The sequence below is a fragment of the Paenibacillus caseinilyticus genome (assembly GCF_027533645.1).
Taxonomy (GTDB): domain Bacteria; phylum Bacillota; class Bacilli; order Paenibacillales; family NBRC-103111; genus Paenibacillus_G; species Paenibacillus_G caseinilyticus.
Window position 1 is genome coordinate 1 of the sequence record NZ_JAQAGY010000041.1, and the last position, 26,457, is coordinate 26,457.

Sequence of the window (26,457 nt, forward strand, 5' to 3'; positions counted from 1 at the left end):
CATGGCTTCATTCAAGCGTTCGATCTCTGTTGACGTCTTATCCATCTTCATCGCCGCCTCAGGTGTTTTACTAATAATTACCCATACCAGCGGCATGTTACGTTGTTAAATGCGTCTTATATAACTGAATTATTATACAGAAAATAAGATTTATCCACCATGAAACTGGCTAAGGGATACCCTCTTCAGTTTATATATTGACACGATATATATCGGTCTGATATATTATGGTCACAATATACAAATATTTCTACATGTCAGGGAGGACCCCATTTTGAACAGTCAGGATGTTATTCTAGGCATGCTTATGAAAGAAGCATTGACCGGATACCAAATCAAGCAGTTATTGGAGGATGTATTCTCCAATTTCTATAGTTCCAGCTATGGAACCATTTATCCTACACTGGCTCGCATGGAAAAGGAGGGGTTGATCACTAAGGAAAATGTACTCCAGGACGGTAAGCCTAACAAAAATCTCCTAAACATAACGCCTAAAGGAAGGGATCATTTTAACGCTTATTTACTTGCCCCGCTTGAAGGAGACAGTATCCGGAAATCTGATTTGATGATGAGGCTTTATTTTGGCGAATTCGTTGGGTATGACAAGGTAATTCGTTGGTTGAAGCAAGCCCAGGAGGAATCACAAAAAAAGCTGGATCAATTACTTGGGCAATATTCGCTTTATAAAGATGACATGCATCCGGCACAGATCATCTGCATCCAAATTGGTATTGAAGAGTATAAGGCCAAACTTACAACCATTGCCGAGGGGGTGGTGAACTTGGAGAAGCTAGTGCAAGGGCAGGGCTGAACGTAGGGAATCCGAACGATTACGAAATAACATGGGTACAAACATGTTGATGATGGAACGCTCCCAAAACGTGTAGGAGGAATGTTATGAAAACGATATTTATCACGGGTGCTTCAACGGGCATTGGCAGAGCTACAGTAAAATATTTTGCCCAAAGAGGATGGAACGTAGCAGCCACGATGCGCTCGCCTGAGCAGGAAACGGAATTTAATTCATTACATAATGTGTTGGTGCTTAGGCTCGATGTCGAGAAAGAAGATACGATTCAACCTGCGTTAGCAGAGGCGATTGAGCGGTTTGGCAAAATTGATGTTCTTCTTAATAACGCGGGGTATGGAACAATGGGTCTTATCGAAGCAGCTACGGAAGAGCAGATCAGACGACAGTTTGAAGTGAACGTTTTTGGTCTGATCCGAGTGACGAAAGCCATGCTGCCGCACTTTAGATCCAATCAAGAAGGCCTGCTGATCAATATCTCTTCTATGGGCGGCAAAGTGACCTTTCCTACGATGTCTCTATATCATTCATCCAAATTTGCGGTGGAGGGCTTCTCCGAGTCGGTCTCTTATGAATTAGCATCACAGAACATCAAAGTGAAATTGATTGAACCCGGCGCTATTCAAACGGACTTTGGCGGAAGATCGATGGAGTTCTTTTTTAATGATGCATTAACAGACTATAAGCCATTTACTACTGCATTTCGGAGTAAATTGGGTGAGATGGAGAAACACCCGTCCTACGCCTCCCCTCCAGAAATGGTTGCCGAAACCATATACCAAGCGGCCACAGACGGTACCAATCAATTCCGGTATGTAGTAGGCGAAGATGCCAAGATGCTCATTCATATGAAAGAACATACGGATGAAGTGGAATACCTAACCAATATAGCCCAGCATTTTGCTTAAGAAGGGACACCGATGTAATGGTAAAAAGTACGAAAGGAGCATGCCGCGGCTGCTCCTTTCGTACTTTTTACGCTGCGATAGCCTACGGCTCTAACTCTTCCAGAACAATCTGCTTTAACTGAATGACCGGGCTTCTCAGTTCCCGCTCTTGTTCCAAGTAGGCGCAAAGTGCCTGAATGAGCGGCCTCCTGGGCCGATCCTGAGTAATCTCCGCCCCCAGCAGCTGGGCAATCTCTTGCAGCTCCTTCCGCCGGGCAGTCCCGCCTGGCCATGCCTCTAGCAGCGCAGCCACTCTGTCGAACAACTCCTCGACCATCCGTTCTTTTTCGTTATTCCAGTCGTTTGAACCCGAGTGAATGAATGTATCAAAAGCACTTCGCCCAAGCAGCCCCTTCGAACCTGACCTGGACATATGCTCGACTAGTGCATCCAGTTTATCGACGATAAACCAAGCCGTATCCTCTATGGACAGCAGCTTCGATTCGAAGACGATGCGCTGCAGGTAGTCCTTCAGGATCGCGCGGTATATAAAGATGAGGTCCCAGAGAAACGGCTCGATTCTCTCGCCATAGACTTCAAGAAGCCAAGACCTATGCCACTCCATCATGCGGGCACGAACGTGATTCCTCAGCGATTGGAACGTCGCGAACTGCGTAATCGGAAGTTCTATGAAGTCGACCATAATGTGACGGTATTCAATAAAATACTGAAAGCGAAATACAATCTGTTTCACGAGCCTCTCTTTGGGAGTACCCGTCCCCGTTTGTTGCAGGCTCTCGGCCCGATCAAAATACACCGTCTGGCACTCGTCGAAAACCGCGCACAGTAAGTCCTCTTTGGACGGAAAATATTTGTACACTGACCCCTTGGCAATGGAGCAGTCCTGCGCGATTTCCTGAATCGATGTCGCCAGAAACCCCTTTTCTTTAAACATGTTAGAAGCCGAACGAATGATGTCCTGCTTGGTTACGATCATCCTCAAGTATCCCCTCTTGACAACTTTAAACTCATAGTACAAAATTATGAACATAGAGTCAATTGACCCTTAATTCAAATTATTATACTAGAAGTCAAACAAGGGCCTGCTCAATTTCTGAATTGGAGTGTGATTGATCTTGGAAGAACTTTTGTTTTCATTTCCTAAGACGGCCATCATCGTAATCGACTTGCAAAAATGGATTGGATCTCACTATGCCCCTCACTCAGCGGAGCAAGTCGTCGGCCGCGCCGCCGCTATGGTTCAAGCTTTCCGCGAGGCAGGCGCTTTCGTAGGGCTTGTTCGCGTATCTACGAAAGACTTCAAAGATATGCCTCGTCCGCTGCTGGATCAGGCCCCTCCAGCCCTCAATCTGGTGCCTGGCTGGGATGAGATTGTACCCGAGATTGGCGTCACCGACACCGACCATTTAATTACGAAGCGCCAATGGGGAGCATTCTATGGAACAGACTTGGATCAGCAGCTGCGCCGACGGGGCATCACGACGATCGTGCTTTGCGGCATTGCTTCGGGTATCGGTGTAGATACCACAGCACGTGAAGCTTTCGCCCATGGATATCAGGTGGTTTTTGCGATAGACGCCATGACCGGCTTCAGCGAGGCGGAACATGAGCACGTGAGCAAGGTCATCTTCCCGCGTATTGGCAGAATCCGTACGACCGAAGAGATTCTCGCTTGCGCCGCGCTTCAGACTAATAGGACATCTGTATAATATCTTTTGTATACCGCCAATCCATACCTTGCTAAAACAAATAGTTTTGGGTAGAATTTCCATAATAGTGCCTTACAGGAGGAACACCAATGCATCCAAAAAAAGTGCCCCGTTAAGCCCGAGGTCCTCCATCCATGTGTTAGTGACTATTCACCCAAATCAATCAAAGGGAGATGTACACGAATGCACATGAATGGACCTGCAACTATTTCTCGGACCGAAAGACTACAAATCTGCCATGAAATCGCTTCGAGATTACACGAGGTGTACGGAGAAAAAATCCTTGCCATCGGGGTCTACGGCTCTGTTGCCAGAGGTACAGACGGCCCTTTCTCGGACATCGAGATGTTTTGCGTACTACGTGAATCAAGCGAATCCGTAGATTTTAGCTATGAATGGTCGGCTGGTCCTTGGAAAGCAGAAGTGAACGTCCTTAGTGCGGACGTTCTCCTTACAACCGCCTCTACGGTTGAGGACAGCTGGCCATTGACGCATGGGCCATTCTTTTCCCAACTTAGCCTGTATGATCCTGAGGGCTTTTTCCCGAAATTGAAGGAAGCTGCCGAATCACCAACAAAGGAAGATTTCCGGCATGCAATCAATGAAGTCCTTGTAGGGGAAATGTACGAGTTTATTGGGAAGCTACGAAATGTCAGTTTACATGGTCCCCATACCTACCTGCCTTACTTGGCAATGGAGTTTGCCCAATACGGAGCTATGTTAGTCGGGTTACACAACCAAAACCTTTTCTCGACTGGCTCCATGGTTCTGCCTGAGGCATTGGAACTGCCCGGCCGTCCAGAAGGATTCGACCCTGTTGCGCGAATGGTTATGTCCGGAGAGTTAGCACAACCTTCAAAGATCGTTTCAGCTTGTGAACATTTCTGGATTGGTCTTGTGAAGTGGGCAGCCGAACATGACTATGTAATAAGTACGAATCGAATCCCATTTTGACCTGCAGAGCTTCCCAAGCAGCTTTTAACCGTAGCCCCATCCACCAGTAAGGTGGCTGGGGCTTTTGTTTTTCCCAAGCAAAAGCTCCCTTCCATTATCACTTATCCAAATGAACCCTTTTATTGGGGAATCGAGTCTTTTAAAAAATCTTGGAATCTGATCGGAGGGCGTCCGATTAGGTTTTGCAATGCGGGATCGATTTGCGAGAAATCCCCTTGCCGGCTTGCTTGAAAGATACCCGTAAGCAGGTTGATGATCGCTTCCGGCATTCCATGAGACGTCAAGCGGTTCCGATATTCTTCGTCGGACACAACCATATGCCGAATCGGTTGGCCTAAGATCTTGGAAGCAATCGATGCGACCCCTTCCATATCAATCGCTTCAGAGGCCGTAAGAGGAGGGGTCATCCCGTCGAGCTTCCCCTCTGTCAAGATAGCCGCTGTAACTGCAGCCAGGTCCGAGTGAGTCGTCCAGGCAATCGGGCCGCTTTCCGGGACTATGAATTCCCCCGTTTTCAAGGCATCGCTGATCATCAATAACGCTGAAGTGGCAAAAAAACCGCATCGTAGCGACGTGAAGGCCATCCCTGAAGATTTCAGAATCTCTTCTGTAGCCGCGTTGGTGAGCATGGGGGGAAAATGTGATATCGCAGATGAACCCATATGGCTCGTGTACAGCACTCGGTCCACCCCAGCCCTCTTAGCCATATCAATGGCGGTTTGATGCTGGCGAACAGCCTCTTCTCCATCCAAAGCGTTGGAAGAGACAATGAGAACTTGCGACGCTTGTTCAAAGGCGTGAAGGAGACTTTCGGAATCGTCGAAATTTCCTTGCCGAACACGAACTCCGCGTTCTTTTAGATCCTGTGCCTTGCTCACATCCCGGACACTCACACCAATTTCCCCCGCAGGAACACGCCCGAGAAGTTCCTCAACGATCTTCCTTCCCAAATTTCCGTTGGCACCGGTAACAACAATCATTTCTGCATGCATCCTTTCGTTTATATATCGTAATTGGGCTTCTTGCCATACGATTTGGTTTGTGCAATCATAATCGTATAAGTAGAAGATAAAAGAATTACGCCCATGCAAACAACCTGCAGAAAGCTGTTTTTGTTGTGTTACCTACACATTAATCCTTTTGTCTGTTATTTGAGTTCAAGGGAAAGAGGGAGCCACATGTCAGTCAATCCTGATGACCCGCGTGTAATAAGAACCCGTCAACAGCTCGTCCAGGCTTTTAACGAATTGGTTGGGGAGAAGAGGAACTTTTATTCCATTTCTGTACATGATATTGCAATGCAGGCAGCTGTAAATCGAACAACATTCTATGCGCATTTCCAGGATAAATATGATTTTCTTGAATATTGGAAAACAGAGAAATTCCAAATTTTTGTAAATGGCAGACTACCAGAAGATGTAAGCTTCAATGCCAAAAATTTGCGAATCCTTATTCAAACGATCTTCGATTTTCTATTGCAGGCCCGACAGCACAGTACGCCCGGAGACAAACAGTTTGAAACCATATTTGAAAATGCCATTCATAAGAAGCTTCATCGACTCCTGCTGAAATGGTTACATGAGGCGAATACGCATGGCCATTCTCGTGATAAAGTGGAAACTAAGGCACTCGTTGTAAGTTGGGGTATATTCGGGTCGGCTTTGCAGTGGAGCCGGAACCCTCAAAACCGTTCGGTGGAATGGATGGTAGAAGAAATCATGGAGGTTATTGGGGCTGATCTAGCTTCTTTTATTTGACCGAAGATCCCGGTAGAAAAGATAGCATAGTAAACTGTATTTTGACTGTAGAATGATGATTTTTTCCGTTCCAATTTCAATTATCCATTGTAGCGTCCAACCCATCTGGAGCAATGGTCGGAGCAACATCCATGTTTCCATTACATTGTTCTGAATCTTTGTCTATGCGGCCGGATAAATTAACGATGGTGATTTGATTCTTGTTTAGGGTCATCTTTGAACTTAATTCATCCAAGATGATCCCCGGTAATTCGGATAGGAGGCTCGTATGAAGACAGAGGTTATACAGCATATTACAAATAAACCGGAACGAAAATCCCTGTACCATTTCACAAGAGTCGTGAATTTGGCCTCCATTGCCGATTCAGATACGCTTTTCGCTAGTAATGTTATTCATCCGAATCCGGAAGGTGAACGCCGCACGGAAAAAGAAGTACATCTGACAAATGGAAATACAGTGATTCTAAATGCACATCTAAAAATCTCAACGGAAATGATGGATACGGACACGACCGTTGGCCAGTTTCGATCGTTCCTTGATCAACATGTGTTCCTATGGCCTACGCTGCGGCTCTGCAAGCAAATGCTACATATGTATTCTCGACGAGAACCCTGTGAGAAGTTTGCCATCCTACAATTGGATGCCTATCCTCTCATATCCGATCATTTCGACCAGGTTCGTCTTTCTAAATACGACGCCGGAAGCATGCCACGATATCCTAAACGAACTTCCTATCGAAAGACACTCCGTATGTTTCTACCATTGGATGAGTATCGCAAACGAGAGGATTCTCTAGTTCCCCGAATTCCCTCCCAAATCCACGAAATCATGATACACAATTCAGTCTTGTCTCTCCACTCCTATCTTCAAACCATTTACTGTGTGGAAATTTCAGATGTACCCCAATGTTGGACTCATTTGCATAGACCGTTGCGGTATATCGAATAGCAGCTTAAAGCCTACAAAGGGGAAGCAAAAGCTATGACAAAGAGTCGTTCGACAACGTGGGAAGAACGGATCGATATCGTTCACTATTGCCTTGCGCATCAATATGATTATGATGACCATCTATGAGAAAGTGGAATGCACCTTTGGATATCGCCAATTAACCCTGCACATGTGCAGGAAAACCAAACAGGCGATTAACTAACTCAGAGTATGTCCCGGGTTGGGCGGTGCATCGATAATGGCTCCATGGAATCTTTCTGGGGAACTCTAAAATGCGAGAAGTATTATTTACATAATTACCAAACCTTTGAGGAGCTCGAAAAGGACATTGAGGCCTACATCCACTTTTACAATAACGTACACAATTGCAAGCGAAACTAAACGGCCTCAGTCCGATGGAATACAGGACCAAGGCCGCTTAATTGATTTTTATTTTTTGTACTGTCTACTTGACGGGGTGCAGTTCAGTTTTCATTAAGCAGGTGCCCTTTATTGTCTTTGCAAGAAACCAGCAAATTGCGCATGTCTTCTCAATGTAACTTTTATAGCGTCCTTTATAGAAGATGGCATGGTTGCTTCAGCTGAAAAGGCCTTAATTTCAATTATTACCTTCGGCTTTTGAGAACCAGGGCGTTTTATGAAAATGTCAGCCCTTACCGAACTATATCCAGAAGTTAGGGTATATTCATATGTAGCCTCAAGTCCGCTTGATCTAAAAACTCTTGCTATTCTTCTTCCAAGCTGGGTTGGCTTAGTTGTAACACTCTCATACCAAATTCTTGCTTCTTCGGCCCGTTTGGACTCTCTCTCCTTTAATGGAGTATATTCATATTCATCCCATTTATCCGCTATGACTTGATAAAAATGGGTTCTCGTAAACCTTCCAACATAAGAGTCGCCATATGTACCCTCTGGGTTTTCTAAGTCATTACATAACCTATGGAGGTCTGCAGCGCGTATAGGTATTATCCTTACGTCAAAATAAAGACGCGTGCGGTTCAATTCCTTCAAAGGTAGCTGGGCCCGATCCTCGGCATTTAATTCTCTGTGCCAAGCTTCCCAATTAAGTTTGTAACCTTCTCGGGCTTTAGAGAATTGCAAGACTCGCTGGGTTCGAAGAGCATCCGACACCGGCCACATTAGTATTACTTGGTATTCTGATAGATTGTGAATATCAATTAGATTATCAGCAAGACTCACTCCCACTTCCTCCATGGCACTCCCAATGGTATGGTGATCTATGCTAATTCTCTTTACATCTTCATCGATAATCTCAAAATCAGCCAACGACTTGTCACTATTATGAAAACTGAATGTTTCATCAATAATTTTTGGCCATTCAAGCTTGTTAGGACCAGTAATAACAAAGCTATCATGTAGTAAAATTCTTCTATTCCGGGAAGTTGCTTTCACCAGCATTTTTTGAAAATCTAAACTAGTCGTTAACCAAATGAAGATAATCGGTGTTTGACTTAGTTCACCTCGGTCAAAAAGGCTCAAATATTCAACAAACTGAGTTGGAATCTTTTCCTTACCTACAACGTTTTCTTCGTATTGATCAATAATAGCAATCAACAGTTTTCCTACCGTATGATCCCTTTCTCTTTTGATCCTTGTTAGCAGTGATTCCTTTATTTCTATATCTTCTCTACCTAGGACAAAGGTATATGCACTTGGGATATGGGTGCTTATTTCACGGGCAGCAGATGTTTTCCCGGCACCACTTTCTCCATATAGCGGTAGAAACCGAATACCACCACTAATCTGTATTGATTTATTTGCGCGATTTACCAAATTTAGCAGTTCAGCATTTGGTATTAATCGACCTCGATAAGCTTCATCTAAACTCTCATAGCGTGAAGGTAAGCTAATACTCATATCTTTTCTCACAACCTTTAGGTAAAATATACTATTTTTGTTTATAATACTATAATTTACACAAACCTACAATTGATAACATGTTATTGTAATACATAGCATAGAAACTTGCCCTTACTTGTGATACGGTTCCCCCCGCATAATCCGAAACGCCCTATACACCTGCTCCACCAGTACGAGCCGCATGAGCTGGTGGGGCAGCGTCATGCGCCCGAACGAGAGCTTGAGGTCGGCGCGCGCCAGCACCTCGGGGGCGAGGCCGAGCGAGCCGCCGATGACGAACGCCACGGAGCTGCGCCCGTACGTGGCGAGGTCCTGCAGCTGCCGTGCGAGGTCTTCGCTCGAGAGCGGTTTGCCGTCGATCGCGAGGGCGATGACGAAGGCGCCCTCGTTCACCTTCGCGAGGATGCGCTCGCCCTCGCGCTGCTTCACCTGCGCCTCTTCCGCGGCGCTGAGGGTCTCCGGCGTCTTCTCGTCGGGCACCTCGACGATCGACACTTTGGCGTAGGGGCCGAGCCGCTTCGTATATTCGGCGATCCCTTCGACGAGGTACTTTTCCTTGAGCTTGCCGACCGTAATCATCTGTATGTTCATCCTTCGAGAACCCCTCTTCTATACAAAAAAGAAGGCCGCCCCAGGCCAGCCTTCTTCTTCGGTGTGTATGGTTATATGGTTGGTTGTAACGTCAAACGACCAGAAAACGTCCCGGACCCGCGCACCGCTCGCAGTGGGACGGCGCTTCCCAAGCCTTGAACTCCACTTCGTCGAGATCCACGATATCCGGCGCATCCTCGTACTCATCAACGAACATATCGATGGCCAGTTCCAAATGTTCTTTGCATACCACGTGCATAACCGAAACCCCTTTATCTCTCTTGTGCCGCGCCTGTGACAAGCGCAAACCTTGTGTTCTTAGTGTACCCCAAAAGGGGCCATGCTAACAACCGCCAGTTTCACCCGTTCACGGAAATGCCACCTTCTGGAGCCGCTGTTCCGCCTGCCTTATCCCGAGCCTGCGGAGAGCAGCGGCTCTCTTGACCCAGCCGTCCCCGGCCAGCCCCCTCCTTACCGCTCCTGAAGCTCCTCCAGCTCCAGCTGTACGGAGGTCTTCTTCGCTCCGCGGTAGTAGGTCACCTGCAGCTTCTCCCCGATCTGCTTATGGCCGTAGATGTATTTGCGCAGCGCCAGCGTACTGTCCACCGGCTTGCCGTCCAGCTCGACGATCACGTCGCTGCTCTTCAGTCCCGCATCCTTGGCCGGCCCGACGACGTCCAGCACGAGCACGCCCTTCTTCACGTCCGAAGGCAGCTTGAGCCCTTCCGTACCTGCGTAGGCCTGCAGATCCTGTGTCACGACGCCCATGTACGGACGCTTCACCTTCTGATCCTTGATCAGCGTGTCGATCACGCCCTTGACCTGGTTGATCGGAATCGCAAAGCCGAGCCCTTCCACGCCCATATCAGCCACCTTCATGGTGTTGATGCCGACGACCTTCCCCTCCAGGTTCACGAGCGCCCCGCCGCTGTTGCCCTGGTTAATGGCCGCATCCGTCTGGATGACGTCCATCTCCCAGTCGAACTCCCCCTCCTTGCCGAGGGTGACGGGAATCGTGCGCTTCGGCCACGAGATGATGCCTTGCGTCACTGTCGGCGCGTAGCCGATGCCGAGCGGATTGCCGACGGCAATCGCCGTCTCCCCCGGCTGCAGCGCATCCGAATCGCCGAACTCGGCGAGCAGCTTGATCCCGGCGCCGTCCATCTCGATCACGGCGAGGTCCGTGATCTGGTCGCGTCCGAGCAGTGTCGCCCGGCGCTTCTCGCCAGAGATGGACACGACGTCGAGCTGCGTGAATCCTTCGACGACGTGATTGTTCGTCACGATGCGCACCTTGTCGCCCGAGCGGCTGAAGATCACGCCGGAGCCGAGCCCCATCGCTCCGCTCTTGGGATCGTCTTCACTCTCGTCCTCCCGGTGCGAGCCTACGATGCTGACCACCGTCGGCGCGACCTTGGCGGTGGCCCCCACCACCGTGTCGCTGCGCCGCCGGTCATCGCTGACCCCTTCCGCTGCCGGCGGAGCCATCACAGCCATCGTCTCGGCGCTGAGGAACTCGCTCTCCGCAGGCTCCCCGCCGCTGAACGCCCAGATGAGCACAGCGAGCAGGATCGCCGCTCCCACAGCCGGCAGCAGCCAGACGGGAAGCGGCCCCATGGACCTGATCCGGCGTCCCCGGCGGTCCGGCGTACGCCAAGTATCCCGGCGCGGCAGCGATACCTTCGTTGTATAGAAATCGTCATCGTCGAACAAACCCACTCTGCCGCCCCCTTAGATCCCGTCCGGCTGCCGCTCCCGAGCGGATCCATCCGGTTCCATACCTTGTGCATCCATTGTACCGTAACCCTAGCAGTACAAACAATTAGAGAAAAGAGGAATGATTCTCCTCCTGATAGACTAGACTAAGAACATGAGGAAGCATCCCCAGAAGCGAAAGGAAGAGAGCCATGACCACGAGCAATAACCGCGTTCACAGCCATCTGGATGAGATCGAATGGATCGGCAAGATCGCCGACTTGAAGGAAGAGCATTACCGCCAGACCCTGGTGCTCAGCGCCTTGATCGAACTGCTGGCCGACAAAGGACTGCTCTCCGTCGCGGAGCTGGCCGCCAAGGCCCAAGGGCTGGAGGTCATCGACACGCCAGAGGATCTGGGCGCCGTGGAGACGCCCCCTGCTGCCGCACAGGCTTAAGGCAGCACCTTCGGAACCGAGGACCAACAGCATCCTTTGCGCATCACATTAGCGTCCGAAGGCAGGCTCCATGCCCTGCCGTCTACTCCTCGCCCACCCGGTCCCACTCCGTCGCCCGGTTGTGGTACGTGCTCATGAGCTTCGCCCGGTGATCGTCCGGCTGCAGCCGGTCTTCTACCATGTTATTCACCGTCAGCTTGGCCAAGTCGATCATGTTGTGATCGAGGCTGAGATGCGCGAGATACACCCGCTTGGTCTTCGTCGTCATGACATCGACGAGGCCTTCGCCCGCCGCTTCGTTGGACAAGTGACCCATGTCCCCGAGTATGCGGCGCTTCACGTTCCAGGGGTAGCGCCCCATCCGCAGCATCTCGATATCGTGATTCGATTCCAGGATAAGCACATCGCTGTCCTGGATTTTTTCTTTGACCTTGGAGCTCATGTACCCGAGGTCGGTCGCCAGACTCAGCTTCTCTTCCCCCTGATAAAAGCAGTACCCCACCGGCTCCGCCGCATCGTGCGAGATGCCGTACGACTCCACCTGCAGGTCGCCGAACTCGCGCATCTCGCCCGTCTGCATCACGCAGCGGTTGCTCTCGGCGATCTCGCCGATGCTGCGGTCCAGCTCCTCCCACGTCTTCTCGTTCGCATAGACCGGCAGATCGTACTTGCGTGCGATTGCCCCGAGTCCCTTGATATGGTCGGAATGCTCATGGGTCACGAGCACCGCGTCGATCTCGCTTAGCGCCATGCCCTTCTCCTTCAGCTCCTGCTCGACTTTCTTGGCGCTGAGACCCGCATCGATGAGCACCTTGCCTTCATCGGTCGAGACTACCATCGCGTTGCCCGTTGACCCGCTGGCCAGCACCGTAAATCGTATACCCATAGCTTCATTTCCCCTTACTGCCTGCTTTTTGGATTCAGCGGTTCTTCCACCGCCCCGTTCAGCGCATGAACGTAATACGTCAGCCCATTGCCCAGCGACACCCGCCAAGACGGCCACATGTTGCGCGTCTGCGAGTTCGATATCTGTTCGTGATACCCCAGCTGCACACCCCGGATCACCGACCCGTTCGGCAAATAATTCTCGATCAGGCGCCGCAGCGCAATATAGGCCGTAATCACCTTCTGCTCCTTGACTCCGCCGCCTTCTCCCTGCGGCTGGACTTCTACATAGGATTGGGTGTACGAACCCACGAGCCCGCCCTGCTCCACCAGCTTCAGCTGCACATCGAACATCGGCAGCCTGCCGTACATCTGCTGGAACACGTACGTACCGCCCGTGCTTCCTACCGGGTCATACTCGTAAGCCTCCGTCCTCGGAATGCCGGTCTTCGCGAGCATATCCTTGAACCCGCTCCGGTTGATCAGCGGATCGAAGCGCAGGGGCGCCGCAAGCGGCTTCGGGGCGTCCACCGCCAGGCTCTCGTCGAACTTCACGACGATCTCCCGCAGCTTCGGCACGTCCTTCGGAATATCCGCCGGCACCTGGATGTTCTTGAGCTTCACGAGCTTCTGCAGCTCCTCCGCCACCCCGCTGTTGTTCGCCTCGAACTCCAGCAGATCCGCCCGGCTGGTTACGAGCTGGAACGCGAGCAGTATATTCAAGATGAGAAATGACAGTATCAATATGGTCTTGGCCCGGCCCCAGTCCATCCGCCGAAGACCTCCCCTCCTGCGATTGCAGCTTCCATCCTGCAGCTTGCCATCCCGCGGCTATTCGATAAACTCATACGATCCGTCGCGCAGCTCGGCTGCCCAGCCGGGCACGAGCTGGATGGTCCGTTCCGTTACCACGGGCCGGTACGCCGGGAATACGGAGTAGACCTGAGCGATCCTGGCGTACGCCTTCAGTTTGGCATCCAGTGCTTCTCCCCCGGGGAGCAGCACCTCCTTGCGTACCGTACTGCGCGCATCGGGCACCATCGTCGATCGCTCGTAGCTGGAGACGATGCCTTTTTGCACCGCGATCTTGATGAAACCGATATTCTCCCCGCGCTTGCCGAGCACGGGATAAGAATCATAATACTGGCGGAACACGAAGGCCCCGCTGCTCGGAAGCAGCTGCTGAGGGAGCTTCTGCAGGCCGTAGGTTCCATTCCATCCCCCATGCTGGTTGATGAACTGGACGGCCGAGCGCAGGTTGTCCTTCAGATCCTCCTTGTTGTCCACCGACGGCGCTGCGGGATCGGAATACGTCAGCCAGCGCTGCTCGCCGCGCATCTGCAGTCCGCGCGTGCCGTCCATATAGATATCCGATCCGTCCCATTCGGTCAAGGACCGGGTCAGTGCCGGATCGACGAAGAAGGTCCGCTTCAGCTGGTCTTCGGTCAGCTGGGTGTATACCATCGTCGGGCTTGTTACCGCCAGATTGCCGGTCGGCAGGTAATAATCCTGCGCCGTATATTTGTACGGCATATAGCCTTCTTCCACCTTCACGAACTTCTCGATATCCTTCACCGAGAAGTTGGCTTCCGCCTCATACAGCGTACTTGCCGTATCGGTGAAGAGGATCGTCCGCACCTCGTTATTCTCCTGGGCGAAGACCCAGATCCGTGTGATGAGGTCGCCCTCCGCAGGCAGTTCGCCCTTGATCTGCATAACCTCCTGGAGCACGTCCAGCGGCAGTCCGTCACGGAACCGCACTTCGAGACCGGGGCGTTTGCTCCTCACGTCGTCCCAGTTCAAGCCCAGGGCGGCGAGGGTCGTTTGGCGGAAGTTCTGCATATACCGCTGGTTCACGATACTGAGGATCTCCCGGTACTGCGGACGCGCCGAATTGGCGTACAGGACGGTATGCTGGTCTCCTCCGAGGTGCACTACGAGCTGATCCGGGAACAGCATGTCCGGCAGCGGGATCTGCGTGCCCAGCGTATCGGTCTTGATGTATTCCTCGGGAACCACCGGATCGTACTTCGGATAGCTGTAGGCGAGCAGATAGCTCAGGAGAATACTGAGCAGCACGAGGAAGGTCAGCACACCGGTCTTCAGCTTCTCGATCATGGGGCTACCTCCTCATGGCTGTACGGCAGGGTGAACGTCACCTGGGTCCCTTGGCCCAGTTCCGACTCCAATTGGATCGTGCCCCCGTGCGCTTTTACTATTTCCCGGGCAATCGATAGTCCTAGCCCCGTCCCCCCTGCACTGCGGGAACGTGCCTTATCCACCCGGTAGAACCGGTCAAAGATGCGGCTGAGGTCCTTCTTCGGAATGCCTATACCGTTGTCCTGAACCGAGAGCTCCAATACGGCGGTATCGGGCCTGCGGGCGGATATCCGGATGTGCCCGCCCTCCGGCGTGTACTTGATCGCATTGGAGATGAGATTGTCCAGCACCTGATCGATCCGGTCGCGGTCCAGGGTGATCTCCTCTATGGCCGGATCCACGTCGAGCTCGATAGCAATCATCCGCTGCTCGAGCTGGAAGGAGAACCGGTCGGCCGTCTCTTCGAGCAGCTCGGTCACATCCGCCGTATCCTTGGAGATGATCGCCTGCTTGGAATCGAGCCGGGAGAGCTGCAGCAGGTCCGTGACCAGCCGGATCATGCGCTCCGTCTCGCCCCTCGCCACGCTGACGAACTTGCCGGCCAGCTGCGGCTCTTCGAGCGCTCCGTCTTCGAGCGCCTCGAGATAGCTCTTGATCGTCGTCAGCGGCGTCCGCAGCTCGTGCGAGACGTTCGCTACGAACTCGCGCCGGGACTGCTCAAGCTTCTCCTGTCCCGTCACGTCCTGGAGCACGGCGATGGTGCCGGCCGCCCCCTTGCCCTTGCTGTAGATATTCGTGTACGTCACCTTGACGTACAGCGGCTCTTCCTCGCCTTCATGGAAGAATTCCATCATGGCCGACTTGTTCGGGCTGCCTTCAGTCCGGACCATCGTCTCCTGCGCTACCCCGAGCAGATCGCCAAGAGGCATGCCGAGCGTCGTGTCCTCGTTGACCTGCAGAATCTGCTTCGCCCGCCGGTTGATAACGATGACCCGGCCGTGATCGTCGGTTGCGACCAGACCGTCGTTCATGTTGGAGAGAATGGAGGCGAGCCGCTCCTTCTCTTCTTCATTGAGCGAGAGCGCTTCGCGCAGCCGGTCCATCATGAAGTTGAACGTGTTGCCGAGCTGCCCGATCTCATCCTGGCCCATGATCTGCACCTTCTCGTCGAAGCGGCCTTCCGCTACGGCCGTCGCCTGGCGGGTCAGCGCCTTGATCGGGTTCGTGATCGTCGATGAGAGCAGAACGCCAAGAAGAGCCGTAAGCGCCAAGGCGATCAACGTGCCCGAGAACAAAAATTGGTTGATCCGGTTCAGCGTGTTGTACACATCATCCATCGAGGAGATGAGATACACCGCCCCGAGTACTTTCACGCCGGAGCCGATGGGCTTGGCGATGATCATTTTGCGCTTGCCGTCGAGGTCCGTGAACATCCGCTGGTTGTCCTTGATCCCCTGCAGCGCCCGGGTGACTTCGGTCTGCGTATTCTTGCTCCCGATGACACCCTGGTTCGAGGCCAGCGACGTCGTCAGCACCTCACCGGTCTCGCTGATGACTTGAATCTCGCCCTTGGAGATCGTGAAGAGGGAGTTCACGAACTTGTTCAGCCGGTCGAGGGCCTCTTTGTTGTTCTCCGCATTGTTATCGAGGGTGCCGATCATGTAGCTCTCGACCCACTGGGCGAGCAGCAGCGCCTGATCGTCCCGGTTCTTCACGAAGTCGCTCTTGAGCGAATCCTCCAGCGTCTTGATGAAGTACACGCCGATCATCTGCATCGCGATCAGAATCAAGAGCACATAGATAATAATGAGCTTCATCTGGATCGATTGAAAAAAACGGACGCCCTTCATCTCCCGCTCACTCACTCCCCGCTTAGAAGCTGCCAGCATTCATTTTCGGGTTGCGCATCATATAGCCCAGTCCCCGCCTCGTAATGATGTACTCGGGCCGGCTCGGGTCGTCCTCGAGCTTCTCGCGCAGCCTGCGGATCGTCACGTCCACCGTGCGCACGTCGCCGAAGTATTCGAAGCCCCATACCGCCTGGAGCAGATGCTCCCTCGTCATCACCTTGCCGCTGTTCTTAGCCATATACTGGACCAGCTCGAACTCCCGGTGGGTCAGATCGAGCGGCGCCCCGTCCTTGTAGACCACGTACATGTCCGTGTCGATGAACAGGCTCAGGATACGGATCCCCTGCCGAGGCTCCTCTTCCGTCTCCTGGGCCGCAGCGGCCTGCGTCTTGCTCTGCCGGCGCAGGTGCGCCTTCACACGGGCGAGCAGCTCCCTCGTGCCGAAGGGCTTCGTCACATAATCGTCGGCGCCGAGCTCGAGTCCCAGCACCTTGTCGATCTCGTTATCCTTGGCCGTCAGCATGATGATCGGCGTATTGAGCTTCTGCCGCACTTCCCGGCATACGTCCATGCCGTCCTTCACCGGCAGCATGAGATCGAGCAGGATGAGATCCGGCTCCTCCGCGTACGCCAGATCGACGGCCGTCCCGCCGTCATAGGCACAGATCACCTCGTGTCCTTCTTTTTCGAGGTTGAATTTTAATATATCGGCAATCGGTTGTTCGTCGTCCACCACCAAGATTTTGGCCATTGTCCCGCGTTCACCGCCTGTTTCCTCAAGCTCTATTACGTGCCCTCCCGCGAGGGGAAGCTATTCTATCATTTTACCATACTCGGACACAAAAAGAGACAGGGAAGCCGCAGTCCCCTGCTTCTTCCATGTCTCCATACCCGGGCCGGAAACCGTAGCTCCTTCCCCGCCCGTACTGCCAGTTGCCCTGCTCTTCTTCCTAACGGTTCAAGAACTTCAGCGGATTCTGCGGACTTTCGTTCACCTGCACTTCAAAATGCAGATGCACACCCGTCGAATCGCCCGTGGAACCCATATATCCGATCTTCTCGCCTTTCTCCACAATCTTGCCGGTCTCGGTATCGATCTCACTGAGATGGCCGTACAACGTACGGTAGCCGTTGAGATGGTCGAGAATGATGCAGTTACCGTACCCGTCCTTCCTGCCGGCGAAGACGACCTTCGCATTGTCCGCCGCCATGATGTTACGGTTGCCGGTCAGGTCAATCCCTTTATGCAGGGCCCCCCAGCGTGTGCCGAAGGTACTCGTCACCGTGGCCGAAGCGACCGGCCAGGCGAATTTCCCCGTGCCCTCGCCTTTGACGACCTTCGTGCCCTTCTTCTGCACTTCCTTCACCGGCTGCTTCACGATCTCTTCGCTGACCAGCGCTTCGTTCTCGAGCAGGCCGTTCACCTTCGTGAGCTCGAAGGTCACTTTCTTCATGCCGTTCTGCCCGGGAGAGATGACTTCCATGGTCCCCAGACGCATGCTGTCGTCCTGCTTGTATTCGATCTCATGCTGGATCTCCTGGCTTTCCACGACCTTCTCCACGGTCCGCACGGACAAGGCAGGCTGAAGCACGGTCAGGTCGAGCACCTGGCCCACTTTGATCATGTCATCGGTAATGCCCGGATTATTCTGGTAGATGACCTGCCTTGGGATGCCGAACTTCTTGGCGATGCACCCGACGCAGTCCCCTTCTTGCACCGTATACTTGGTCGGAGCCATGTTGCCGGTCTCGAGCTTCGTCTGCAGCTCCTCAGGCTTCAGGAGTTCCTTGGGGTCGATCTTGACCTCCTGGAATTCCACCTGCTCCACGAAGTCGGCTTTCTGCAGCTCCGTCGATACGGGAACCGAGGCTGGAGCGGACAGTACCGCCACCTTGCCCGGCTCCTTTTTGCCGGAGACGGAAGCGACGGCCTTCGTCTTGATCTGCTCAAGCACATTCTTCGCCGTAGCCTCATCCTTCACGATCCCGGAGGGCTTGCCGTTGACGACCAGCTGCACGCCTACCGGATACGCGCTGAAATAACCGTCCAGCTGCGCAAGCACGGCTGCCTCTTCACCCTTGGGCCTGAAAGCCTTTTCAGCCTTCAATTCGATCTTCGGTTCCACGACGACCATTTTGGCCTCGCCGGTGCTCTTCGAGAGCTCTTCCCGCTTCGATTGCTTGTACGCTTCGATCTTCGAGGGATCCACGACGGCACCGATTTCGTTGCCATCGGCATAGACGCGGTAATAGTCGGCCATACCGGCTTCCACATACTGATGACCGCTCCACACGATCGCAGCCATGAGCGCCGCCGCGGATACCGTACGCCAGGCCATTCCTTTATGTACCGTTTCCGTTGTTTGCTTATATGAATGCGGAGTACCCGCTTCTTGGATTTCGCCGGAATCTGCTGCCGTTGTGACTTCTGCACTTTCCACTATGCTGTCAGAGCGCTTCTCAGACCCTCTCAGCTTGTTCATTAGGTCTTTGAACCGTTCCATGCCCTTGAAAACGTTCATCTTCTTCTCCTTTTAAGCCGTTTTTTGCCGCATTCGACAATCAGCCGCGGATCTTTGGTTCCCTCATGGAACTCCGCACTGTCTTCCTGATCTTGCTTCTGTACAGACTGCCCCGCCGTTGTTCTTTAGAAAGAACGACCGGCTGCTATGGGATCGGATATGGACACTGGGTCCTTCCGCCACTATTGCCGCACAACAAAGAATCCCCGGCTGCTCCGGGTCTCAGGTTGCTTCCGATGTGCACATAAAAACACCTAAAAATAGGGACGATAACCATAATGCCAGACTTCTTTACATACTGTACCATAGGAAGTCTATCATTTTCAACAAAACGTGGTATAGCACACACTTTCATAGGAGAAGGGAGGTAGTTATGGAAAATATAACGGCTTTCTTCCGAAATGGAACGGACATGGAGCAAGCCGCTGAAGCACTCCGCAAGCAGGGCGTGGTGGATCTTCAGCTGGAAGCCGAGGATGGCCGAGCGGGGATCTTCGCTTCTTCCCCAGCATACGCGATGGCTGGAGGGGATCCGAATACGGGTTCGCGGACCTCTTTTGCGATGCAGATTCTGGTAGAATCCTCGAGACGCCGTCAGGCGGAAGACACGGTAGCCTTGTTTGGCGGCCAGTACTAGGTAAGCGGCCGAAGGACAGAAAAACGCCCTTGAAGCTCTTATGAGCCTCAGGGCGTTTTCTTGTCGATCATGCCAAGCAGCTGTGTATACTCCTCCGGCTTGAGATGCTTCTGCAGCACCTGCTCCAGTTCCTTCAACTCGGCTGCGGTAATCCCGTCTTCAAGCAGCAGCGAGATCTTCTGCATCTCTTCGGGCGGCACCCGGTTATACAGCATTCCGAACACCTTGGACTTATCGCTCTCGGAGAGCCCGTCCTTCAGCTTGTTGAACTCTTCGCCGGACATGACGACCTTCTTATCCGTCTCCTGCTGGGCGGCCTCGCTTCCCTGCAGTTGCGAGGACGACTGCCGGCTCCAGACGGCGACCGCATCATCCGGCTTGCGGTACGGATCGGGTGCAGTGCTGCCTTCGGTGCCCGGCGTACCTGCTCCGCTGCCGGCTGCACCCCCGGTGCCGCTGGTCGTTCCGGAGCTGCCGGATGAGGGAGTGTTCGGCTGAGGCTGCGCCGCCACAGCCAAGTCCCTCTCCTTCGCAGGCAGCGTCGTCTCCCCCGCCGCTCCGCCGGTGCCAAGGCCCAGTTGGGCGCTGAAGCGGCCGGCAAAGCCGTTCCAGTCGATCTTCTGCCCGGCGGGGCGCTGAATGTGATATTGGTCGAGCAGCATCTCCACATAGGTGTTCACCGCCAGGAAGGTCAGCGCTACGCAGCAGACCGAAGTGACTGCCGCCGTGATGCCCAGCTTGAGCAAGCCTTTCATCCATTTCATGTAATAAGTTCACTCCTTCCCGCCTCATGGCCTCTTCCCTATCAGTATTGACCTGTTTCTGGGAAATCAACCAAGGCGGTTCGGGGAACCTGCCAAAAACCCCGGCCGTCCGTGAGGACGCCGGGGTGTGGCATGGGCTGGTGGGGCCCATCGTTATATGTCGTGCAGCAATTCCAGCTTTTATTGCAGCTTATTAGTAGATCGGCGCTACGAGGTTCGTCTGCTCGCGGTTGCGGCCGACGGAGAAGATCGCGATCGGAATCCCTGTGAGCTCGGATACACGCTCCAGGTACCTTCTCGCATTCTCAGGCAGGTCTTCCAATCTGCGGACATTCGAGAGATCCTCGGACCAGCCCGGAAGCTCCTCATATACCGCTTCGCACTCTGCCAGCATCTTCAGGGATGCCGGGTAGTGCTCGATGGTCTCCCCACGGTACTTGTAAGCCGTGCAGATCTTCACCGTCTCGAGGCCGGCGAGCACGTCGAGGGAGTTCAGGGACAAGCCCGTGATCCCGCTGACACGGCGGGCATGACGTACCACGACGCTGTCGAACCAGCCGACACGGCGCGGACGTCCTGTGACGGTGCCGTACTCGTGGCCCTTCTCACGGATCCAGTCGCCTGTCTCGTTCGTCTGCTCTGTCGGGAACGGACCGTCGCCGACGCGTGTCGTATAGGACTTCGCTACCCCGATGATCTGCTGAATCTTCGTCGGGCCTACGCCCGAACCGATGCATACCCCCCCAGCGGATGGGTTAGACGAAGTCACGTAAGGATACGTCCCTTGGTCGATATCCAGCATGACGCCTTGAGCGCCTTCGAACAGCACTTTCTTGCCGCCGTCAATGAGGTCGTTGAGCACCACGGATGTATCCGTTACGTAAGGACGGATCCGCTCGGCATACCCGAGGTATTCTTTGATGATCGCATCCGCATCAAGGCCTTCGGAACCATAGACTTGGCGGATCAGCACGTTCTTCTCTGCTACGAGGTGACGCACTTTGCGCTCGAACTCTTCCGCATCGAGCAGATCTGCGATCCGGATGCCGTTGCGTGCAGCCTTATCCATATAGCACGGGCCGATTCCCTTGCGGGTCGTCCCGATCTTATTGTCGCCTTTGCGTTCTTCCTCAAGACCGTCCAGCACGAGGTGGTATGGCATGATGACATGCGCCCGGTCGCTGATGCGCAGGTTGTTCGTCGTGAAGCCATTGTCATGGATGTACTGAATCTCTTCGAGCAGTGCGCCCGGATTGATTACCATCCCGTTACCGATAACACAAACTTTATCTTCATAAAAAATGCCCGATGGAATCATCGTCAATTTATACTTTTTATCGTCAATAATAATCGTATGTCCCGCATTGTTCCCGCCCTGGTAACGCGCTACAACCTCTGCAGATTCTGCCAGAAAGTCGGTAATCTTTCCTTTTCCTTCGTCTCCCCATTGGGTACCGACAACTACTACCGTTGACATGTTAACCTTTCCCCCCGAGAGGTGGAAACCACCTGAGTTTTGCCTTTAGGCATCCCGGACAGCCCACTGAAACTCAAGAAGCCCAGCTGCTGCCAAAGCACCATGATCAGTTTAGCAGTACACCGCAGTAAAGTCAACGAAAACGAACGATTTGTACCATGTGATACACAACGTTCGGGAAACATTTAGGATTAGGGAACCGAACCTGACATGGCAGCGCATAATCCGTTTGCAGTCCGCATAATAGCAAATCAGCGGGGGATCCGAATTTCGCCGGCTTAGGCGTTGAAAGGACTTTCTGGGGCCAGTCTCTCCCTCCCTGCCGACACGCGCCACGATCTTTGGTGTATCCGGACAATTTCCTCCTTGTTCCCGGCGCCATACCAAAAAAAGCAGCCAAGGCATCGCCCCAGCCGCTTCTTGAACCCATGTTCCTCTGTTCCCCGTGCAACATGCTTTAGGCCGTTAACCTTGCTTGAAGCTGGCTATCTGGCCATAGCGGCCGGCTCCTGATGCGTACGGTCGAGCCCGACGAACTTGTTATAGTTCTTGAGGAACGCGAGCTCTACCGTGCCGACCGGTCCGTTACGCTGTTTGGCGATGATAATCTCGATGATGTCCTTCTTCTCCGATTCCTTATCGTAGTAATCGTCACGGTATAAGAACGCGACAATATCGGCATCCTGCTCGATCGAACCGGATTCCCGAAGGTCGGACATCATCGGACGCTTGTCCTGCCGCTGTTCCACGCCCCGGCTAAGCTGCGACAGGGCGATAACCGGTACATTGAGCTCTCTGGCAATCTGCTTCAGCGTACGGGAGATCTCGGAGACCTCCTGCTGCCGATTGTCGCCCTTCCCGCGGCCGTGGATGAGCTGAAGGTAGTCAATCAGAATCATCCCGAGCCCCTTCTCCTTCTTGAGCCGCCGGCACTTCGCCCGGATATCGGCAACCGTGACGGCCGGCGAGTCATCGATGTAGATGTTCGCCTCGGATAGGGACCCGATGGCCATCGTCAGCTTCTCCCAGTCGTCGTTCTCGAGGAACCCGGTCCGCAAGCGCCCGGCATCGACATTCGCTTCGGCGCAGATCATCCGGTTCACGAGCTGCGCGGCGCCCATCTCGAGCGAGAAGATCGCGACGGTCTCTTTCTCCCGTACACCGATATTCTGCGCGATATTCAGTGCGAAGGCCGTCTTACCTACGGAAGGACGTGCCGCTACGATGATGAGGTCGGAGCGCTGGAAGCCGGAGGTCATCTTGTCGAGATCCGCAAATCCGGAGCGCACCCCCGTCGTGCTGCCCTTCTGGTTGTAGAGCATCTCGACCTTGTCAAACACTTCCATGAGCACATCCCGGATGGCGATGAAGCCCGAGCCGGAACGGGACTGCGAGATCTCCATGATCCGGGCTTCTGCGTCGCTGAGCAGGCTGCCGATCGTATCTTCACCGGAATAGCCATCCGTTACGATCTGCGTGGCCGTCCGGATCAGACGCCGCAGCATCGCTTTTTCTTCGACGATCTGTGCGTAATAATCGACGTTCGCTGCCGTTGGCACCGAATTGGCCAACTCGGACAGATACGAGATGCCGCCGGCATCTTCGAGCTGCTTCTTGTTCTGCAGACGAGCGGTCAGCGTGATGAGGTCGACCGGTTCGTTCGCTTCCGCCGTCTCGATCATCGCCTCAAAGATAAGCTGGTGGGAGCCGCGGTAGAAGTCTTCGCTCTTCACCCGTCCCATCGCAGTCGCAAGTGCATCACCGTCGAGCATGATGGCCCCGAGGACGGCCTGCTCCGCTTCCACATTCTGCGGAGGGATGCGATCCATAAACATTTTCTCGTTCCCGTTCATCCGTCTTCCTCCCCTGATGTACACCTGATGCTTGGGTTACCCGGGATTACCGGACGCCTCCTCCGGTGCCATAGCCGGTACTCTCAGAGGCGCAGGACGACGAAGAGCCGGCACCTGTTTCTCTGCCCGCTCTTCCGCCGCCATCGTATCATTGCTTACTCTTATATATCGTCTTCCCCTGCGAATTCCAATAGTGAATGAGTGCAGCAGATATTACCAGGATCCGTTGTACTGAGACAAAAAGTAATTACTCTTCCGTTACATGAACCTTCAGTTTGCCAGTCACTTCCGGATGCAGCTTGACCACAACTTCCGTCACGCCGAGTGTGCGGATCGCATCATCCATCACGATCTTGCGCTTGTCGAGCTTCACGCCCAATTTCTCCAAGGCTTCGGCCACCTGCTTGTTGGATACGGCCCCGAAGAGACGTCCGTCTGCGCCGGACTTGGCCTTCACGCCTACAGTCATCTCGCCGATCTTGCGGCCGAGCTCTTCGGCCGCCGCCTTCTCTTCCGCCTTCTTGCGGTCCTCCGCTTTCTTCTGGTTATCCAGGACCTTCAGCGTCGAATCGCTGGCCGGAGCGGCCAAGTTCTGTTTGAACAGGAAGTTCGCTGCATACCCTTCGGAGACTTCTTTCACTTCACCTTTTTTCCCTTGACCTTTTACATCTTTAAGCAGGATGACTTTCATTCGAATAACCCCTCTTCCGCATGAATTTGGCTTAAAATTTGTTTGAGCTGCTGGGTCGCCTGCGACAAGGTGCCTTCGATCTGGGTTGCCGCATTCGTCAGGTGACCTCCTCCGCCCATCCGCTCCATCACGACCTGCACGTTCATCTGGCCCAGCGAACGGGCGCTGATGCCGATCTTGCCGTCCGGCCGCTCCGAGATGACGAAGGAGGCCAGGACACCGGTCATCGTGAGCAGAGTATCGGCTACCTGTGCAATGAGCAGCTGGGAATACTTGCGGCCCGGCTCATTCACCGCCAGGGCGACGTGGTCGTAGATCACGACCGCGTTCTTGATGATCTCGGCTTTCTGGATATACTGCTCGAGGTCTTCCTTCAGCAGCCGCTGGATCAGGGACGAATCGGCCCCGTTGCGGCGCAGGAAGGAAGCGGCCTCGAAAGTGCGCGCCCCAGTCCGCAGCGAGAAGCTCTTCGTATCGACGACAATGCCTGCGAGCAGGACCGTCGATTCCAGAACCCCCATCGTGAGCCGCTCGTGAAAGTACTGCAGGAGCTCCGTCACGAGCTCACAGGTCGACGAAGCGTAAGGCTCCATATAGACGAGCGTGGCGTCCTGAATGAAGTCCTCGCTGCGCCGGTGATGGTCCACGACCACCTTGCGCGGCGTGAGCTGCAGCAGCCGCGGCTCCGGCGTCATGGAGGCCCGGTGCGTATCCACTACGACAGCCAGCGTGCGGGCGTTCGTGATCTGCATCGCTTGCTCTGGCGTGATGAACCACCGGTTGAGCTTCTCATCCTCATAGATCGTCTCCATCAGTTTCTGGATGGAGGGGTTCACACCCTCAAGAACGATATAGCCTTCCTTCGAGCTTACATGCGCCATCTTCAAGACGCCGATGGCTGCGCCGATCGAATCCATGTCCGGATTGCGGTGGCCCATGATGATCACCTTGTCGCAATCTTTGATGAGATCGCGGAGTGCGTGCGAGATGACTCGGGCTCTCACGCGGGTCCGCTTCTCGATCGCATTGGTCCGGCCGCCGTAGAAGGACAGCCGTTCTCCGACCTTGACGGCGGCTTGGTCGCCGCCGCGGCCCAGCGCCATATCCAAGCTCGTCTGGGCCCAGTGGCCGAGCTCCACGAGGTTCTCTGCCCCCGAGGCGATCCCGATACTCAGCGTCATGGGCAGCTTGTTCTCGATGGTGATGTCGCGCACCTCATCGAGCAGCTCGAAGCGGGACTGCTCCAGCGCCTTCAGGCCCTTCTGGTCCATGAGCAGCATATACCGGTCTGACGAGGTCCGGCGCAGATAGACGTGATGCTTCTGCGCCCACTCCGTGATCTCGCCGGTCACCTTCGCCATCATGATGCTGCGCGTCTGATCGTCGAGTCCCTGGGTCGCTTCATCCAGATTATCCATCATGACGATGCCGATCGCGAGGCGCTCCTCTTCATATCGCAGCTGCAGCGACTTCGCCGCCGTAATGTCCGTGAAGTAAATCAGACGCTCATCCGGCTTGAGCTGCACTTCATAGATTTGGCCTTTGCCGGCCGTGATCTCCATCCGGATGTCCTTTTCCTTGCGGCTCTTGAGCTGGGGGAACTTCTCGAGGAGTCCCTCGCCGATGAGCGTATCTTCGCCGAGCATCTTCGCCACGAACGGATTATGCCATTCGATGATCTTCTCTTCATTATAGAGCAGTATCCCGAGCGGCAGCTCGTGGATCACCTCGCTTCCGGCCCGCTTCACGCGGTGGGACAGCGTCGATATATAATCCTGCAGTTCGCCGCGGAACGCCCGCTCCGCCTTGAAGGTAAAATAGACGAGCAGACCGGACAGCAGCAGTGCGATCACGCCCACTTCCCATTGATACAGGAACATTAAGAAGATGAGCGCAGTCAGCAGGGCGAATATCCATACGATATGCATCCCCTGCCAACGCTTTAACAGGAACTTGGGCATTTCATTC

The 26,457-nt window shown here is 53.9% G+C and carries 25 protein-coding genes and 1 pseudogene; 9 read left to right on the forward strand and 17 right to left on the reverse strand.

The genetic code is table 11. The features are described from left to right. The first annotated feature begins 274 nt into the window (after window positions 1-274). Together O9H32_RS32060 and O9H32_RS32065 are read left to right on the forward strand one after the other, a co-directional pair. The gene (locus tag O9H32_RS32060) at window positions 275-811 is read left to right on the forward strand and encodes a PadR family transcriptional regulator (protein ID WP_269870152.1); all 537 of its coding nucleotides are present in this window, start codon (window positions 275-277) and stop codon (window positions 809-811) included. A gap of 86 nt (window positions 812-897) precedes the next feature. Further along, window positions 898-1,716 carry an SDR family oxidoreductase gene (locus O9H32_RS32065; RefSeq protein ID WP_269870153.1) on the forward strand — a complete coding sequence of 273 codons (819 nt, stop codon included), beginning with the start codon at window positions 898-900 and terminating at the stop codon, window positions 1,714-1,716. A gap of 82 nt (window positions 1,717-1,798) precedes the next feature. On the opposite strand, the gene O9H32_RS32070 is transcribed toward O9H32_RS32065, so the two are convergent. Then, window positions 1,799-2,692, reverse strand: a complete 894-nt coding sequence (locus O9H32_RS32070) for a TetR/AcrR family transcriptional regulator (protein ID WP_269870154.1) — start codon at window positions 2,690-2,692, stop codon at window positions 1,799-1,801. 139 nt (window positions 2,693-2,831) lie between these two features. On the opposite strand from O9H32_RS32070, the gene O9H32_RS32075 reads away from it, so the two are divergent. Then, on the forward strand, window positions 2,832-3,425 hold the full coding sequence (locus tag O9H32_RS32075) for an isochorismatase family protein (RefSeq protein WP_269870155.1): 594 nt from the start codon (window positions 2,832-2,834) through the stop codon (window positions 3,423-3,425). A 183-nt stretch (window positions 3,426-3,608) separates the two neighbouring features. Beyond that, the gene (locus O9H32_RS32080) at window positions 3,609-4,379 is read left to right on the forward strand and encodes an ANT(4')-I family aminoglycoside nucleotidyltransferase (protein WP_269870156.1); all 771 of its coding nucleotides are present in this window, start codon (window positions 3,609-3,611) and stop codon (window positions 4,377-4,379) included. 119 nt (window positions 4,380-4,498) lie between these two features. Here O9H32_RS32080 and O9H32_RS32085 read toward each other — a convergent pair whose 3' ends face one another. Then, window positions 4,499-5,359, reverse strand: coding sequence for an SDR family oxidoreductase (locus O9H32_RS32085; RefSeq protein ID WP_269870157.1), 861 nt, complete (start codon window positions 5,357-5,359; stop codon window positions 4,499-4,501). A 198-nt stretch (window positions 5,360-5,557) separates the two neighbouring features. Between O9H32_RS32085 and O9H32_RS32090 the strand changes: the two genes are divergently transcribed. From O9H32_RS32090 to O9H32_RS32095, 3 genes and pseudogenes are all read left to right on the forward strand, one after another. Next, window positions 5,558-6,136 (forward strand): TetR/AcrR family transcriptional regulator, encoded by a 579-nt coding sequence (locus O9H32_RS32090; protein WP_269870158.1) that lies wholly within the window; start codon window positions 5,558-5,560, stop codon window positions 6,134-6,136. A gap of 268 nt (window positions 6,137-6,404) precedes the next feature. Then, window positions 6,405-7,085 carry a DUF7002 family protein gene (locus O9H32_RS32975; RefSeq protein WP_406627438.1) on the forward strand — a complete coding sequence of 227 codons (681 nt, stop codon included), beginning with the start codon at window positions 6,405-6,407 and terminating at the stop codon, window positions 7,083-7,085. Between the two features lie 198 nt (window positions 7,086-7,283). After that, window positions 7,284-7,507 (forward strand): annotated as a pseudogene (locus O9H32_RS32095) (transposase); the annotation flags it as partial. 67 nt (window positions 7,508-7,574) lie between these two features. Here the strand turns inward: O9H32_RS32095 and O9H32_RS32100 are convergent. From O9H32_RS32100 to O9H32_RS32115, 4 genes are all read right to left on the reverse strand, one after another. Continuing rightward, a complete protein-coding gene (locus tag O9H32_RS32100; protein ID WP_269870159.1) occupies window positions 7,575-8,963 on the reverse strand; it encodes an ATP-binding protein in 1,389 nt (462 codons plus the stop codon). 114 nt (window positions 8,964-9,077) lie between these two features. Next, a complete protein-coding gene (rlmH, locus tag O9H32_RS32105; RefSeq protein ID WP_269870160.1) occupies window positions 9,078-9,557 on the reverse strand; it encodes a 23S rRNA (pseudouridine(1915)-N(3))-methyltransferase RlmH in 480 nt (159 codons plus the stop codon). A gap of 91 nt (window positions 9,558-9,648) precedes the next feature. Continuing rightward, complete coding sequence (locus O9H32_RS32110) at window positions 9,649-9,816, reverse strand: CxxH/CxxC protein (protein ID WP_269870161.1); 168 nt, start codon at window positions 9,814-9,816, stop codon at window positions 9,649-9,651. Between the two features lie 212 nt (window positions 9,817-10,028). After that, complete coding sequence (locus O9H32_RS32115; RefSeq protein ID WP_269870162.1) at window positions 10,029-11,276, reverse strand: S1C family serine protease; 1,248 nt, start codon at window positions 11,274-11,276, stop codon at window positions 10,029-10,031. Window positions 11,277-11,464: 188 nt separating this feature from the next. Here O9H32_RS32115 and O9H32_RS32120 point away from each other — a divergent pair, with 188 nt between their 5' ends. Next, on the forward strand, window positions 11,465-11,710 hold the full coding sequence (locus tag O9H32_RS32120; RefSeq protein WP_269870163.1) for a hypothetical protein: 246 nt from the start codon (window positions 11,465-11,467) through the stop codon (window positions 11,708-11,710). 82 nt (window positions 11,711-11,792) lie between these two features. Here O9H32_RS32120 and O9H32_RS32125 read toward each other — a convergent pair whose 3' ends face one another. The 6 genes from O9H32_RS32125 to O9H32_RS32150 form a co-directional block, all read right to left on the reverse strand. Beyond that, on the reverse strand, window positions 11,793-12,596 hold the full coding sequence (locus tag O9H32_RS32125) for an MBL fold metallo-hydrolase (protein ID WP_269870164.1): 804 nt from the start codon (window positions 12,594-12,596) through the stop codon (window positions 11,793-11,795). 14 nt (window positions 12,597-12,610) lie between these two features. Continuing rightward, on the reverse strand, window positions 12,611-13,366 hold the full coding sequence (gene yycI / locus O9H32_RS32130) for a two-component system regulatory protein YycI (protein WP_269870165.1): 756 nt from the start codon (window positions 13,364-13,366) through the stop codon (window positions 12,611-12,613). Between the two features lie 60 nt (window positions 13,367-13,426). Further along, window positions 13,427-14,713, reverse strand: coding sequence for a YycH family regulatory protein (locus O9H32_RS32135; protein WP_269870166.1), 1,287 nt, complete (start codon window positions 14,711-14,713; stop codon window positions 13,427-13,429). Continuing rightward, a complete protein-coding gene (gene walK / locus O9H32_RS32140) occupies window positions 14,710-16,545 on the reverse strand; it encodes a cell wall metabolism sensor histidine kinase WalK (protein WP_269870192.1) in 1,836 nt (611 codons plus the stop codon). Before walK ends, O9H32_RS32135 begins: the two co-directional genes overlap by 4 nt. Before the next feature lie 22 nt (window positions 16,546-16,567). Beyond that, window positions 16,568-17,296: a response regulator YycF gene (gene yycF, locus O9H32_RS32145; protein WP_269870167.1), complete on the reverse strand. Its 729-nt coding sequence runs from the start codon at window positions 17,294-17,296 to the stop codon at window positions 16,568-16,570. Between the two features lie 199 nt (window positions 17,297-17,495). After that, window positions 17,496-19,067 carry a M23 family metallopeptidase gene (locus O9H32_RS32150; RefSeq protein ID WP_269870168.1) on the reverse strand — a complete coding sequence of 524 codons (1,572 nt, stop codon included), beginning with the start codon at window positions 19,065-19,067 and terminating at the stop codon, window positions 17,496-17,498. Between the two features lie 373 nt (window positions 19,068-19,440). On the opposite strand from O9H32_RS32150, the gene O9H32_RS32155 reads away from it, so the two are divergent. Beyond that, the gene (locus tag O9H32_RS32155) at window positions 19,441-19,704 is read left to right on the forward strand and encodes a hypothetical protein (protein ID WP_269870169.1); all 264 of its coding nucleotides are present in this window, start codon (window positions 19,441-19,443) and stop codon (window positions 19,702-19,704) included. 47 nt (window positions 19,705-19,751) lie between these two features. Here O9H32_RS32155 and O9H32_RS32160 read toward each other — a convergent pair whose 3' ends face one another. From O9H32_RS32160 to O9H32_RS32180, 5 genes are all read right to left on the reverse strand, one after another. After that, the gene (locus O9H32_RS32160) at window positions 19,752-20,468 is read right to left on the reverse strand and encodes a hypothetical protein (protein ID WP_269870170.1); all 717 of its coding nucleotides are present in this window, start codon (window positions 20,466-20,468) and stop codon (window positions 19,752-19,754) included. A gap of 193 nt (window positions 20,469-20,661) precedes the next feature. After that, the gene (locus O9H32_RS32165; protein ID WP_269870171.1) at window positions 20,662-21,945 is read right to left on the reverse strand and encodes an adenylosuccinate synthase; all 1,284 of its coding nucleotides are present in this window, start codon (window positions 21,943-21,945) and stop codon (window positions 20,662-20,664) included. Window positions 21,946-22,430: 485 nt separating this feature from the next. Beyond that, window positions 22,431-23,798, reverse strand: a complete 1,368-nt coding sequence (gene dnaB / locus O9H32_RS32170; protein WP_269870172.1) for a replicative DNA helicase — start codon at window positions 23,796-23,798, stop codon at window positions 22,431-22,433. A 247-nt stretch (window positions 23,799-24,045) separates the two neighbouring features. Continuing rightward, window positions 24,046-24,489, reverse strand: coding sequence for a 50S ribosomal protein L9 (rplI, locus tag O9H32_RS32175; RefSeq protein WP_269870173.1), 444 nt, complete (start codon window positions 24,487-24,489; stop codon window positions 24,046-24,048). Next, the gene (locus O9H32_RS32180) at window positions 24,486-26,450 is read right to left on the reverse strand and encodes a DHH family phosphoesterase (RefSeq protein WP_269870174.1); all 1,965 of its coding nucleotides are present in this window, start codon (window positions 26,448-26,450) and stop codon (window positions 24,486-24,488) included. The genes rplI and O9H32_RS32180 overlap by 4 nt, the downstream gene beginning before the upstream one ends. Window positions 26,451-26,457: the final 7 nt, after the last annotated feature.